The 14,896-nt window shown below is 32.8% G+C and carries 15 protein-coding genes; 11 read left to right on the forward strand and 4 right to left on the reverse strand.

Translation table 11 applies throughout. The annotated features are described in order from the left end of the window. Positions 1-4 precede the first annotated feature (4 nt). From Q0845_RS26955 to Q0845_RS26990, 8 genes are all read left to right on the forward strand, one after another. Entirely contained in the window at positions 5-832 is an 828-nt protein-coding gene (locus Q0845_RS26955; protein WP_298520932.1) for an N-formylglutamate amidohydrolase, read from the forward strand. 18 nt (positions 833-850) lie between these two features. Continuing rightward, positions 851-2,008, forward strand: a complete 1,158-nt coding sequence (locus Q0845_RS26960) for a tyrosine/phenylalanine carboxypeptidase domain-containing protein (RefSeq protein ID WP_298520934.1) — start codon at positions 851-853, stop codon at positions 2,006-2,008. A gap of 84 nt (positions 2,009-2,092) precedes the next feature. Beyond that, a complete protein-coding gene (locus tag Q0845_RS26965; RefSeq protein ID WP_298520936.1) occupies positions 2,093-2,260 on the forward strand; it encodes a hypothetical protein in 168 nt (55 codons plus the stop codon). 183 nt (positions 2,261-2,443) lie between these two features. Continuing rightward, on the forward strand, positions 2,444-4,213 hold the full coding sequence (locus Q0845_RS26970) for an AraC family transcriptional regulator (protein WP_298520938.1): 1,770 nt from the start codon (positions 2,444-2,446) through the stop codon (positions 4,211-4,213). Between the two features lie 84 nt (positions 4,214-4,297). Continuing rightward, the gene (locus Q0845_RS26975; protein ID WP_298520940.1) at positions 4,298-4,567 is read left to right on the forward strand and encodes a hypothetical protein; all 270 of its coding nucleotides are present in this window, start codon (positions 4,298-4,300) and stop codon (positions 4,565-4,567) included. A gap of 39 nt (positions 4,568-4,606) precedes the next feature. Further along, complete coding sequence (locus Q0845_RS26980; RefSeq protein ID WP_298520942.1) at positions 4,607-4,897, forward strand: hypothetical protein; 291 nt, start codon at positions 4,607-4,609, stop codon at positions 4,895-4,897. A 107-nt stretch (positions 4,898-5,004) separates the two neighbouring features. Beyond that, positions 5,005-5,865, forward strand: a complete 861-nt coding sequence (locus tag Q0845_RS26985; protein ID WP_298520943.1) for an alpha/beta hydrolase — start codon at positions 5,005-5,007, stop codon at positions 5,863-5,865. Beyond that, complete coding sequence (locus tag Q0845_RS26990; RefSeq protein WP_298520945.1) at positions 5,866-6,669, forward strand: alpha/beta hydrolase; 804 nt, start codon at positions 5,866-5,868, stop codon at positions 6,667-6,669. Positions 6,670-6,762: 93 nt separating this feature from the next. On the opposite strand, the gene Q0845_RS26995 is transcribed toward Q0845_RS26990, so the two are convergent. The 3 genes from Q0845_RS26995 to Q0845_RS27005 form a co-directional block, all read right to left on the reverse strand. After that, positions 6,763-7,554 carry a TerC family protein gene (locus tag Q0845_RS26995; RefSeq protein WP_298520947.1) on the reverse strand — a complete coding sequence of 264 codons (792 nt, stop codon included), beginning with the start codon at positions 7,552-7,554 and terminating at the stop codon, positions 6,763-6,765. A gap of 1 nt (position 7,555) precedes the next feature. Then, entirely contained in the window at positions 7,556-7,933 is a 378-nt protein-coding gene (locus tag Q0845_RS27000) for a hypothetical protein (RefSeq protein WP_298520949.1), read from the reverse strand. A gap of 516 nt (positions 7,934-8,449) precedes the next feature. Continuing rightward, on the reverse strand, positions 8,450-8,872 hold the full coding sequence (locus Q0845_RS27005) for a helix-turn-helix transcriptional regulator (RefSeq protein ID WP_298520951.1): 423 nt from the start codon (positions 8,870-8,872) through the stop codon (positions 8,450-8,452). Positions 8,873-9,146: 274 nt separating this feature from the next. On the opposite strand from Q0845_RS27005, the gene Q0845_RS27010 reads away from it, so the two are divergent. From Q0845_RS27010 to Q0845_RS27020, 3 genes are all read left to right on the forward strand, one after another. Then, the gene (locus Q0845_RS27010; RefSeq protein WP_298520953.1) at positions 9,147-10,319 is read left to right on the forward strand and encodes a M14 metallopeptidase family protein; all 1,173 of its coding nucleotides are present in this window, start codon (positions 9,147-9,149) and stop codon (positions 10,317-10,319) included. Between the two features lie 87 nt (positions 10,320-10,406). Next, on the forward strand, positions 10,407-10,886 hold the full coding sequence (locus Q0845_RS27015) for a winged helix-turn-helix transcriptional regulator (protein WP_007093644.1): 480 nt from the start codon (positions 10,407-10,409) through the stop codon (positions 10,884-10,886). A 134-nt stretch (positions 10,887-11,020) separates the two neighbouring features. Continuing rightward, positions 11,021-13,609, forward strand: a complete 2,589-nt coding sequence (locus Q0845_RS27020) for a phosphoenolpyruvate carboxylase (protein ID WP_298520955.1) — start codon at positions 11,021-11,023, stop codon at positions 13,607-13,609. Positions 13,610-13,996: 387 nt separating this feature from the next. Here Q0845_RS27020 and Q0845_RS27025 read toward each other — a convergent pair whose 3' ends face one another. Beyond that, complete coding sequence (locus Q0845_RS27025) at positions 13,997-14,122, reverse strand: hypothetical protein (RefSeq protein WP_298520957.1); 126 nt, start codon at positions 14,120-14,122, stop codon at positions 13,997-13,999. Positions 14,123-14,896 lie beyond the last annotated feature (774 nt).

A 14,896-nucleotide genomic window follows, 5' to 3' on the forward strand; every position in this document is an offset into this window, starting at 1 on the left:
GATTATGAAAAAACTAACTATTGACCAAATTGTAACCAAGATTCAGCAAGAAGAACTATTTGAAGCTGTTTCTGCCGATTATTCTTTTACGATTAAAATTGACAAATACGTGCCATATGCTTGTGGTGCTGTGCATGACGGACATCAATTTAGACGCGAACTTTGGGAAAATTGCATTCATACCGAATATGAGCGTTGGTTTGAAGAAGATCCAGCCACGAAAGAAATGGTACAAACGCATCCAATTGTGATTGCCGGAATGGATTCTCGTTTTGAATACGATCTAAACCGTGCTCCAGAAAGCGCTATTTACGAAGATGCTTGGGGAAAACAATTGTGGCATTCGCCTTTGCCAGCAGCAATGAAGCAGAAGAGTTTGGACAAGCATGCTAATTTTTATAAAGTAGTACATGCGTTGATTGCCAAATTGGAAGAAAAATTTGGTGTATGTGTCGTGTATGATATGCACTCATACAATTGGAAACGTTGGGAGCGAGAAGTACCAACGTTTAATTTAGGCACAGGAAATGTTGATAATGAGCGTTTTGGTGATATTATAGAGTCTTGGCGTAACATGTTGTCCGAAATAAAATTACCCAATGGAATTGCTTCTACGTCAAAAATCAATGATACGTTTCAAGGAAACGGATACTTTTTAAAGTTCATAACACAGCATTTTAGCAATACCTTAGTTTTGGCAACTGAAGTAAAAAAGATATATTGCGACGAAATTAATCAAATCATGTTCCCCGAAGTGGTTTCCGCATTAGAAAAAGCTTTAAAAACGCTTGTTCCGCAACATGCAAACGACTTTTATCAAAAACATAGCTAAGAAAAGAACGTAGTACGAATGAATGATATCAATGTAGCGAGCAAAGTGCTTTTTGAAATAGATAAAAATATTGACGATTTAGTAAAGAAAGTAGAATTACTAAGTTATGTCAACCCATTGAATATGGAAGAAGAAAAACAAAAATTCTTCCAATCAAAATACCTTACCGATCCTAAGTTTGTATATCCAAAAATTGACTTTGATCGTTTTCATTTGCATAGAGAGTTATTTGAACAACCTATAGAACAAATTGAAAATGAATCTACTAGAGCATTGTACGAAGATATTATTTATGCATATTCTGGATTGATTCAATGTATAGAAACCATCGGAACAAAACATAAGTTTTATTACAATAGTTTGCGTTCTTTTGGAACACCAACAGAGCAAGATGTCGAAAATGCTAAGTTTATTCTGCATTTTGATGAAGAAGATGAAAATGAAGCGCAGTTTCAACCAAAATACAGTGCAGAAGAAACAGCAAAGTTATTCCGAGAATATTCATCACAATACGATTTTTCATATCAAATCAAGTTTTCAAAAGATATGAGCGCTATCGCCATGGTGTTAAACAACATCAAAACGCTCGTGATTAATGAAAGACATACGTTTTCAGATAATGAAATTGCCGTATTGACCAATCATGAAATTGGTGTGCACATGGTAACAACGATGAACGGATTATTGCATCCACTAAAAATATTCGCCAACGGTTTTCCAAATTATGAAGAAACTCAAGAAGGTTTGGCCGTTTTTTCAGAATATATGAGTAACAATTTAACGGTAAAACGTTTAAAAGAATTGGCATATAGAGTCATTGCAGTCGATAGTTTGGCGAAAGGATATTCGTTTTCTAAAACATTCCGATTGTTTGTAAATACGTATGATTTAGATCGTGAAACAGCTTTTAATGTATCAACAAGAGCGCATCGTGGCGGCGGATTTACCAAAGACTATTTATATCTCACAGGATTAAAAAAAGTATACGATTACTACAAATCAGGAAAAGATATGAAACCATTATTGCGTGGTAAAATTTCTTTGAATTACTTAGAAAGCATAGAATCGTTGGCAAAAAATGGTTGCGCATTGGATTCTAAGCACATTACAGATTCGTACATGCAAAACAACAATACGAATAAAACGGTAGACTTTATTTTAGAGAATTTGAAGTAACAATAAAAATCAGATTCATGCGTATATACTATAGGAATTAGTAATAACAACAATTTCTATACTATAACATTAAAATCTACTCGTATGAAAAAACGTAATGAATCATTATTAAAATTGGGAAAGAAAAATATCGCAAGTTTCAAAAAACTACATACTATAGTTGGTGGAACTAATGATGGAACCTTAAAAACATGGAATCTAGGATCATATGCGCCTACGTGTGCTGAAAATTCAAACAATGAAGCCTGTTAAATAACAACTATCAAAGAGAAAAAGCACTAATTATTAAGTATAGTTAGTGCTTTTTTTTATCACTGTTTTATTAATCGTGTCTTTATGTTTACATTAGAGACTTTGCGAATGCAACCAATAAAAATATCTAGATATTCTAATTCAATATTATGTATCTTGTAAATCACACTTCAAAATTATACTATGTTGAATTTCAAACAGTATTGCTGTTCCCCAATTTTCAAAATCTGTATTTTCTTTTTCTGCTTCTGCGGAAGTACAACGTTGTATAGTCAGGCTGATTCATTGGCTGTTAAATCGTATGATGAACTTGTACAATCTTTTTTTAAAACAATTAATAAAAATCCAGAGAAGGCAAATACCTACATTACAGCTGCGTATAAAAATGCTGTAAAAGAAAACGATACAAACAATATCATTGATGCTTTGTCAAAAAGTGCGTATAGTAAATCCTTATTAACTAAAAATAAAGCAGCACTCCAAGACATTGAAAAAGCAATTTCTTTAGCAAGAACACTGAATAATGCACTTTTATTGAGTAGAATTTACAATCAGAAAGGATCGATTGTTTTAGATATGGGAAAACATTTAGATGCACTAGATGATTTCATAAAAGCAAAGGAATATGCTGTAGTAAGTAGAGACAGATCGTATGAAATTAGTCCTTCGGCTAATATTGCATTCATCAAGCAAATGAATCAAGCGTATGTGGAAGCCATTGCGATGTACAAAGAAAATCTTACCATTACCAATACGATTAAAATAGATACTGCGTATAAGAATATAACTCAAATTTCATCCTATAGAAATTTAGTAGATATATATCTGAGAATGCAGGAAGTTAGTGAAGAAGAAGATCATATCAAAAAAGCAATTTATTATAATGATTTAGGATTGAAAATATGCTCAAAGACTGAATATCCTATCTATTATTATGAATTAAAAATGAATCAAGCAATTATTCATTTTCAGGAACAAAAGTATGATAGTAGTATTGAACTAATAAACGAAATTACGGTCTTTGCCGAAGAAATTAAGGATGAAAAATTACGTGCTACAGCATATTTTTATCTGGGGAAAAATTATGATGCTCTCGAAAACCATTCAGAAGCCATTCAAAGTTTAGAAAGATTTTATACGCTCTTAAAAAACTCCGAAAAAACATATTCGAATGAACGTGAACTACACGCTTTATTATCCTGGAATTATTCTAAAATAGAAGATAGGGAGCAATCAAAATTTCACTTTGAAGAACAAAATAGATTATTGCTACAAGAAAGAAAGAAAAACATAAAAGTAGTTTCAACAATTCATACCAAACATGATATTGCTGAAATTAACAAAAAAGTAAAAGTATTAGAAGAAGAATTTCAAGCACAAGAAAAACGAAAAAAACTATTGTATGCATTGGCTGTTTTTCTTGTATTGTTATTAATAGGAAGTATTGTTTTTTACAAACTGAAAGTGAAACGCATTCAAAAAAAGGCTGCGGAAGTTTTGCAAAAAGTAATTGCTTTAGAAACTGCACAGGAAGCACAAAAAACATCAAAACAGAAAACGGTTTCCAGTATTTCGGATAAAGTGACGGACAAAAAAGCGGCACTATTATTGGAGAAACTAACAATGTTTGAGGAACGAGAAGAATTTTTGTCGTTGGAGTGTAGTTTGGGATATGTTGCTGAAAAATTAGCATCAAATACGTCGTATGTGTCGAATGTAATCAACAATTACAAACACAAAACCTTCAAAGCATATATTACCGAATTGCGAATTAATGCAGCTTTGATACGATTAAAAAATGATGAAAAATTACGTTCATATACCATTAAAGCCATCGCAGAAGAATTTGGTTTCAAACGTCAAGAAACCTTTTCAAAAGCATTTAAAGCACAAACGGGAATTTATCCATCTCAATACCTAAAAAAGCTACGTGACGACTTAGAAATTGATTGATAGTTTATGAACTGTCAACGGTAAGCTCCTAAAAACACTCATATTTTTAGTTTCTTTACAGTATTAACATTAAAATATATTGTAATGAAAAAGCGTAATATATCAAATTTGAAATTAAGAAAAAGTAGAATTTCAAACCTAACTCTTCTACACGGAACCAAAGGAGGAACAGTTACAGGAGCTACTGAACAAGAACCATCGAATGTAGTAACGGAAAATACAGATTGTGGTAGTTGTCAAGAATGTATTTCGGAGAATCCTACCGATTGTATTACTAACGATACTACCAAATCGTTACAGTCACCTAGTATTGTAGTTGCGTGTAATGGATTTGGAACAATGGCAAATTGTTAATTATAAAAAGACAATAATTTTTACTAAAAAAAGATCATTATGAAAAAGAAAAGTTTATCAACATTAAAATTAAAAAAAAGCAAAATTTCAAGTTTAAATTTGTCGAATCAACTTGGCGGATATAATTCAGGCGAAACAACTACTTTTACAACGGATGCATCTGAAACAAATCCGAATTATACAATTACATGTTATACGCTATATTGTGGAGAAACAGAAACCTGTGAAACTGGATGCGGAGGCTGTAATACAAATGATACTACACGCAGTCAACAAAGTCCAAGTTTGCAAGTTGCATGCAATGCTTTGGGATCAATTCTTGGCTGTTAAGACATTAATTAGAATTCTTTATCATAAAAAAAGCACTAATCTTATATAAGATTAGTGCTTTTGTATTTTACTTTTCCTATCTTAAGACTTTAAAATCACACGCATAGATGTCATACTGGGCAATTGGAATTGTAATTTTTATCATCGTTTATATTATTGCGAATGTAGTACTCTACTTTCTGCAAGAACGCTTTATCTTCAAAGCTGAAAAATTGCCAAGTGATTTTGAGTTTAATTATGAAAATCAACTTTTTGACGAATATAATATTGAAGTTGATCCTGGCGTCAATATCAACGGAATTCACTTTAAAGTCCGAAAACCAAAAGGTGTCGTGCTATATTTAAAAGGAAACTCAAGAAGCATTAAAGGTTGGGGAAAGTTTGCAGTCGATTTTACACGTCATGGTTTTGATGTATTGATGGTAGATTATCGCGGCTACGGAAAAAGTACTGGAAAACGCACGGAAGCAGGCATAAAAAAGGATTTACAATACGTATACGACCGTTTAAAGGAACAAGTAGACGAAAAGTATATCACTTTGTACGGAAGATCGTTAGGCTCCGGATTTGCTACGAAATTGGCTTCTAGCAATAATCCGCGTTTATTAATTCTTGATGCGCCATATTACAGCGTAAAGCATATTACAAAACGTTTTTTGCCCATTATGCCAATGTCGTTGATTTTACGATTTCCGGTAAAAACCTATCGTTGGATTGAATATGTAAAATGTCCGATTAAAATTATTCATGGAACCAATGATAAGCTTATTCCGTTCAAAACCAGTGTGAAACTCTCTAAAATAAATCCGAAATGGGCACGATTGTATCCTGTAATTGATGGCGGACATAATAATTTGCATACCTTTCCGCAATACCATCGTTTTTTAGAAGAGATTTTATATTCAGAATTACCGAAAGAAATAGATCCTAAAAACTCTAGTTTAAACTTTAGAAGGAAAAAAGCTTAGATGAAATTTTTGAAACGTATTGGGATTCCACTGATTGCTTTATATTTGCTTATAATTTTTATGTTACTCGCTTTTCAAGAAAAAATAATATTCCAAAGTGAAACTTTGCCACAAGATCACGTATTTACGTCATCTATAGCTTTTGAGGAACTCTACTTAAAAGCTTGGGATGATGCTATTTTACATGGATTGCACTATCAACAAGAAAACCCAAAAGGCGTCCTTTTATATTTCCATGGAAATGCACGTACTTTAGAATATTGGGGGAAATGGGCAGAAGATTTATCCAAAACCTATAACTATGATGTCATTATTATGGATTATCGTGGTTATGGAAAAAGTCAAGGAAAACGTAGTTATGACAGCATGTTAGCAGATGCTTTGTTGTTTTATGATTTTGCCAAAACAAAGTTTTCAGAAGAAGAAATTATCATATTTGGTCGCTCACTTGGTGGAGCTTTTGCAACACATACGGCCACACAACGCAATGCGAAATTACTATTGTTAGAATCCACGTTTACAAGTGTATACGAAGTCGCAAAAAAACGTTTTTGGTTTTTACCGCTGCAATGGTTGTTAAAATATCCTTTTCAGAATGTAAAAAACATTCAACAAATCTCAATACCAACGTATATGATTCACGGAACCAATGATGCAGTCGTTCCTTATGAGCACGGACAAATATTACATGAAAAGTCGGGTAGTGGTGCCAAAAAGTTTTATACCATTCAAAATGGTGAACATAACAATTTGATCAATTTTCCTGAGTATTTTCAAGCTTTAGGTGAAATTTTGAATAATTAGGTTGAAGCTTAAAAGTTTATAAGTTTACTAGTTAAGTCTTTGAAATAAAGAATAGCGTATCATATTCAACAATCAACAATCAACAATCAACAACTACTGAGCCTTCTTCCTTGCCATACGTAAATTCAAGAATTCTACCATCAAAGAAAAAGCAATTGCAAAATACAAATAACCTTTAGGAATAGCGCCAACTTCTTGTCCAAACACTTTCAGGTGAGAAATATGTGCTGCTTCTGCAATCAGCATAAATCCTATCAAAATCAAAAATGACAATCCTAAAATCTGAATCGAAGGATTCTTATTCACAAAATTACCTACAGGATTTGCAAACAGCATCATAATAATCACAGAAGCCACAACAGCAATGATCATCACAATTAAAGCGTCTGTTGGATTTGCAGAAATTCCGTTTGTCATACCAATCGCAGTTAAAATAGAGTCAAACGAAAATACAATATTAATCATGGTAATTTGAATAATTGCCTTTGTCAAAGTCGTAGAACGGTGATTTTTCACTTCACGTTCGTCATGCTCACGATCGACAACTTTTTCGTGAATTTCTTTGGTACTTTTATACAATAGAAAAATTCCACCAAAAAATAAAATCACAGCTTGCCAGCTAATACCGCCCGTAACCCAACTTTCGTTGATGAGCCAAAAAGGAGCTTTCATGGCTACCAACCACGAAATTCCAAACAGTAATATAATACGCATCGCCATAGCAAGTGCCAAACCTATGTTCGTTGCACGTTTGCGAAGTTTATCAGGCAATTTTCCAGCAGCAATCGAAATAAAAATAATATTGTCAATTCCTAAAACAATTTCTAATAATGTCAGCGTTACAATCGCTGCCCAAACATCTGGATTTGAAAATAATTCGAACATATTATTTTAGTTTTTTAACAGTACCACGTTTTTTAGTAGATTGATCTTCAAGTAAGTTATACTCTAACAAATACGAATCTTCCGTTGTAGAAATAATTTTCATCTGAATTGGTTTGCTGTCCGAATAATCGACAGGATGCAATTTCCTACCAATAAACTCACACTCCGTTACCCAACGAATGGTAAATGTGTCAATCTTATTTTCATAATAATCAACACTTAAGGTATCTGTACGAACTGATTTTCCTGTTTTTGTCTCACCATTAATCTCATAGGTAAACTCAAAAGTTCCTGTTTTAAAATCTTTACAATTCACTTCTACATGATAACAAGAAGTTAGAAATAAGGCGGTACAAATGCTGAAAATGATTTTTTTCACTAGAATATTATTTTGTGTGAATTCTTTACAAAGTAACTAAAAAATCAGCTGGTGATAAATAAAATAATGAACTAATAAATAACGGTCGTAATTTATTACCTTTAATCCTGTCACAAATAATGAAGAGTTAAGTATTAGTGATTAGCTTAAAGAATATGAAAATAAATTATTATTCAACTTCAATAGTATATTCCCTAATATCTCTAGGGAAATTAATATACATATTGATGTGGGCTATAGGCTTGGGTGAAAAAAATAAATTACCCTTAGAGTTAATAATATTGATGGCAACCGTAGTGATTACGATTACTTTGTTGATTTTATTTTCTTATGCAAAAAATAAATCTGATTCTTTAAAAACAAGAACTGGATTGTTTAGCATAACCTTTGTTTTAGTAACACTTGTTTGGTTGGCTTATAGTTTCTTTCTTTCAGAATTATCTCTGTTGGGAATACTACTACTAATTACATACATAATCACTGGAATTCTATTACTACTAAATATAGTTAGAGAAATTACTTCTGATACGCTTCAAAAGTTCCATCCGTGTAAAAAATGACAATCTTATCAATTGTTTTTCCATTAGACGAAATTTGAGTTGGAATAGAAGTTTGAATTTTTTCTTCCAAAGGCAATGATTGCTGAAAAGTAGTTTGTGGTGTATTTGGTTTTGAAATTGGAGGAGTAGGTTTTACAGTTTCAGGACTATCTGTTTTTGGAAAACTGCCTTTTCCATTCAACAACCAATACAATTCTACTTCAGGAAAACTACTCAAAATCTTCATCACAAATTCTAAACTCGGTTTGTTTCTTCCTGATAGAATATGTGAAATACTTGAACGCTGTACGCCCAATCGATCTGCAAATGCAGAAGCAGATAAATCGTAATATTCAATAACTTTTCGAAGTCTTTTTGTAAAATCAGGAGTGTTTATCATTGTAAACAAAGAGTTTTAAATACATGTGTTTACAAATGTAAATAGAATGTTTGAAATGTACAAGTATACAATGTTAAACAATAATTAAGACGTTAAAAATAACTTTAAGTGACAGATTATAAGTAATTGATTAATAATATTTTAAATTTTAATTAGCAATGTGAGATTTTTAATAGTTAACTGTGTAAACCAGTAATGATAGTTAACACAGATATCAGTTTACAATGCTAAACAAACCCATGTTGATTTACTGTTTACAATTGTAAAATATACAATGTTTACATTTGTAACTTGTAACCAAACACATATGTATACACATCCATTAGCGAATTGGTATCGCTCACATTTTGAATCAACATTACAAGGTCGTTATATTACACTCAATGATATTTCTCCGTTGTTAAATACTGTTCCTTTAAATTTCAACATAAAAGAAATTGGACGCTCTGTGTTGAATCGTCCTATCTATTCCCTAACCATTGGACATGGAGATAAAAAAATACTCATGTGGTCACAGATGCACGGAAATGAATCTACCACAACAAAGGCTGTTTTTGACGTATTAAACGTATTAAAGCAATCTAGTGAAGTTTCAGAAACGATTTTAAAGACTTGTACTTTATGTATCATTCCGATGTTGAATCCAGATGGATCGCATGCATACACACGCTTAAATGCTAATGAAATTGATCTAAATCGTGATGCACAAACACTTTCACAGCCAGAAAGCGTCGTTTTAAAGACTGTTTACGAAGCATTTCAACCTGATTTTTGCTTTAATCTACACGGACAACGAACAATGTACAGCGCTGGATATACAGATAAATCATCTATACTATCCTTTTTAACGCCTTCTGAAGATAAAGAGCGTTCCATTACAACGAATCGTCAAAAGAGCATGGAAATCATTGTAAAAATGAACGAAATGCTTCAAAAACTCATTCCAAACCATATTGGTCGCTATGATGATGGATTTAATATAAACTGTGTTGGAGATACCTTTCAGTCACTAGGAACACCAACTGTTTTGTTTGAAGCCGGACATTTTCCGGATGATTATAAACGTGAAAAAGTGCGTGAATTGATCTTTTATGCACTTATAGAAGCAATTCAATACGTAAGTTCAACCGAAATTATAGGGCAATACACGGACGCGTATTTTAAAATTCCAGAAAACGAAAAACAACATTATGATGTCATCTTAAAAAACGTTGAAACGGACCAAAATGAAACTTTCGATTTGGGAATTATGTACCAAGAAGTGCTCAAAAATGAAAAAATTCACTTTGAACCCTATATTGAGGATAAAAAAATGTTAAAAAAATCGTTCGCACACAAAATCATTGATTTTCAGGAGGCAATCTCTGCGAAGCATATATTTCAATCGTTTTCGTTGGAAAGTGAGGTTATCCAATATTTAAGAAAATTCAATAAAATTGACAATTAGTTAACATATCTAATGGTGTTTTATGCATTATTATTCGATTTTTTTTGGTTTTTTTGCATTATCTTTAAAAAATAATATAAGATAATCATGGCAAAATTTAGGTTAGATGAAGTGGATCATCAGATATTAGACATGCTGATTGAGAATACTAGAATTCCATTTACGGACATCGCAAAGAAATTATTAATCTCTGCAGGGACAGTTCACGTTCGTGTTAAAAAATTAGAAGAAGCAGGAATCATAAAAGGTTCTTCGCTAACATTAGACTATCAAAAACTAGGGTATTCATTTATAGCTTATGTAGGTATTTTTCTCGAAAAAACCTCACAGACGAAGTTTGTATTGAATAGAATACACGAAATTCCATATATCACGGTAGCACACATTACTACTGGAAAATTTAATATTTTCTGTAAAGTGCGTGCAAAGAATACAAAACACGCAAAAGACATCATTTTTATGATTGATGATATTGAAGGTGTTTCACGTACAGAAACCATGATTTCGTTAGAAGAGAGCATCAATGACAAAAACCGCTTGATGCATTCAATTTTTAACGATTTATAAGGAAAAAACGAAAAATATAGCATTTAAAACCCTTGCGCTTTTCGTGTGAGGGTTTTTTTATTGAATGTAACTTGTTTATTAACAGGTGATAACCATACTTTTTATTAAAAAACCATCTTAAAATTTTAGAGCTTATGTCTCGCAAACCAAAATTAGAACGCTTTAAAGAAAATGTTTCTTCCAAATATCAAATCTACAACAGTATTTTTATGACGTTACCTTTTGATGGAATCTCAAATACAGGTGTTTTACTGCCTTTATTTAGTGAGATTTGTGAAGAAGGATACAAACGTGATAAAAATCCATCGCAAATCATGGATAAATTCTTTGAGCGTTATGTAGAAAAGGACAAAACAGAAAAAGAAAAAGTCCAATTGCTATTTCGTTTCATTCAATATATTGAGCGTCAGGTAGTTTTGTTTGATGCTGTAGAAGACGCTGCTTTTCCAATTGTAAACAATATGGACGGACGTGGAACGCTGCGAAACATCAAGGAAGAAGCACAAGAGAAGCATCAAATGGACGCGCTCAAAACCTATTTAAAACGTTTTAAAATTCGTCCGGTATTGACGGCGCATCCAACGCAGTTCTATCCTGGGCAAGTATTAGGAATCATTACAGACTTAGCAGAAGCTATTGAAAAAGATGATTTGCTGACTATCAAAAAGCTCTTGGCGCAGTTAGGAAAAACGCCTTTCTTCAAAAAGGAAAAGCCAACGCCTTACAATGAAGCAGTCAGCTTAATTTGGTACTTAGAGAACGTTTTTTACCATTCTGCAAGTAAAATATACAATTACATTCAGGACAATATCTTTAAAGATGAAGAATTAGATAATCAGGTGATTGATTTAGGTTTTTGGCCTGGCGGCGATCGAGATGGAAATCCGTTTGTAACGACAGAAATCACCTTGAAAGTTGCAGAACGCTTGCGTAGCACAATTCTACTGAATTATTATCGCGACATTCGTAAACTTAAGCGTAGACTCACGTTTGAAGGTGTAGAGAAGCGTTTGGCGCATTTAGAACGTATGTTGTACGACAACGTATATTTGCGTAAAGAAGACGAAATGTTCTCTTTGGCTGAGTTTGAAGCGGAACTAAAAGCGATTAGAGATGTGATTGTTTCGGATCATCAATCCTTATTCAGTGCGGAAATCAATGATTTGATCAATAAGGTGAAATTATTCGGGTTTCACTTTGCAATGTTAGACATTCGTCAAGATTCAAGAGTGCATCAAGGTGTGTTTGAAAACATTGTGGAAGTAATGGAAGCACGCGAAAACGGGTTGTTTTCTATTGATTATGCCAATGCTACCGAAGAAGAAAAAATAAAAGCGCTTACAAATATCGATGCTGTAGTGGCATCTGAATATTTTGAAAACGAAATTACAAATGCTACCATTTCATCAATTTACGCAATGAAAACCATTCAGAGTAATAATGGTGAACGTGGAGCCAATCGTTATATCATTAGTAACAATCAGTCAGCATTGCATGTAATGGAAGCATTTAGTATGTTGCGTTTGTGCAATTGGAAACAGCCAGATGTAGATGTTTCGCCATTGTTTGAAACCGTTCCAGACTTACAAGCAGCGCAAAGTGTCATGCGAACTTTGTATACAAACGAAGCGTATGCGGCACATTTAAAACGCAGAGGAAATAAGCAGTACATTATGTTAGGTTTCTCTGATGGAACCAAAGATGGTGGTTATTTGATGGCAAATTGGAGTATTTTCAAAGCTAAAGAAGAATTAACTGCGATTTCACGAGAATTTGGAATCAAAGTAATTTTCTTTGATGGTAGAGGCGGACCGCCAGCGCGTGGAGGAGGAAAAACGCATCAATTCTATGCTTCTTTAGGAAACACCATTCAAGATGAAGAAATACAGCTAACAGTACAAGGGCAAACGATTAGTTCAAACTTTGGAACTCCAGAATCGTGTCAGTACAATTTAGAGCAATTATTGAGTTCGGGAATTTCAAATGAAATATTTTCAAGTGCTACGGCAGAATTCTCAGACGAAGATAAAAAGACAATGGAAGCTTTAGCTTCCATAAGTTATGATACGTATGTAGCTTTCAAAAAACATCCATGCTTTTTAACATATTTAGAGCGTATGAGCACATTGAAGTATTATGCAAAAACGAATATTGGAAGTCGTCCGTCAAAGCGTTCAAAATCGAAAGAATTTAACTTTTCAGATTTACGAGCTATTCCGTTTGTGGGAAGTTGGAGTCAATTAAAACAAAACGTTCCTGGTTTTTATGGTGTTGGAACAGCGCTAGAATATATGGAGAAAAGTGGAAAGTTTGAAGCTGTAGAAGATCTATATAAAAACTCTTCTTTTTTTAGAACATTGCTTGAAAATAGTATGATGAGTTTGACGAAGTCTTTCTTTAAGTTAACTGCGTATATGAAAGATAATGAGGAGTTTGGTGAATTTTGGAGTATAATTTTTGAAGAATTCAATCGCACAAAACGAATGCTCTTAAAACTAACAGGTTATGAAAGTTTAATGGAGAATGAACAAGCAGGAAAAGCTTCAATTCATGCGCGTGAAAAGATTGTTTTACCGTTACTTACGATTCAGCAATATGCATTGCGTAAGATTCAAGAATTGCAAAAAGATCCTGAGGCTAACGAAAGTGAGTTAAAAATCTATGAAAAAATGGTGACGCGTTCGCTATTTGGAAACATTAATGCGAGTCGTAATTCGGCGTAGCTTTGTTCTTAGATTTTTAGACGCGCTTTGCTTTTGGAATGTTAGAAACGCTTCGTTATTAGAGTGTTGGTTTTTTGGTTTTCTGAGCGTCATTTCGAGTGAATTTGCCTTAGCAAATTAGTATCGAGAAGTACTTTGAAACTCGGTCTATTTCAATTTTTAGATGCAATGCCGCTTTTCGAATGTTGGAAGCAGTATCGCTTTTAAATATTTAAACGAGTTCAGTTATTACAAACGTCACTTCGAGTGGTTTTTCGTAATAAAATGAAGAAAAATTGTATCGAGAAGTACTTTGAAATTCAGTTTAGTTGAATTTTCAGTAGAAATAAAATCTTTTCAAAAAAAATGTTCGCACAAATTCAAAACTTGTGCGAACATAAAATATTATCAATCTCCTTCATTTGTAATAGTACCTAAAGTAGTAATAATTTCTTCGTCTTCATTAGTTGTGTTTCCTCCAACTATTTTTGAAGTCATGATACTAGATGCTTTAAATTTTTCAAACATTTCCATAATTCAATATTTTTAAATTAATAATGATTCAAATATTAAGGATTAAAGCGATTCTACCTAGTAATGCTTGTCGCAATTCCTTGAATTATAGCAATGTTGATAGCTTTTTTACAGCACATACATTGAGAATGACAAAAAATAACTTTCTAACAAGCCTAATTACGAAGTAATCTAAAGGCAAAGAGCGTTTAATAATGAACGTTAGTGCGAGTTTGTAACTCGTGCTGACAAACAAGCTAAAAATAGATTCTAACCTTCTCAGCTTCGTCTTAGATTTTTAGACGCGCTTTGCTTTTGGAATGTTAGAAGCGTTATCGCTATTAGAGTGTTGGTTTTTTGGTTTTCTGAACGTCATTTCGAGTGAATTTGCCTTAGCAAATTAGTGTCGAGAAATACTTTGAAACTAAGTTTAGTTGAATTTTCAGTAGAGATAAAATCTTTTCAAAAAAATCTAATTACGAAGTAATCTAAAGGTAAAGCGCGTTTAACAATGAACGTTAGTGCGAGTTTGTAACTCGTGCCGATAAACAAGCTAAAAATAAATTCTAACCTTTATAAGAATAACCAAGAAGAAAGATATTCGTGAATTCGCAGCAAGTAATAATTGGTATTCTAAGGATTTCTCAATACAATTTTTCTTCATTTTATTACGAAAAACCACTCGAAATGACGTTTTTAAAATCCAAAATTTGTAGTTTCTAACAAGTCTAACAAGTCTAACAAGTCTAACAAGTCTAACAAGTCTAACAAGTCTAACAAGTCTAACAAGTCTAA

The organism is uncultured Kordia sp. (assembly GCF_947489565.1).
Lineage (GTDB): Bacteria > Bacteroidota > Bacteroidia > Flavobacteriales > Flavobacteriaceae > Kordia.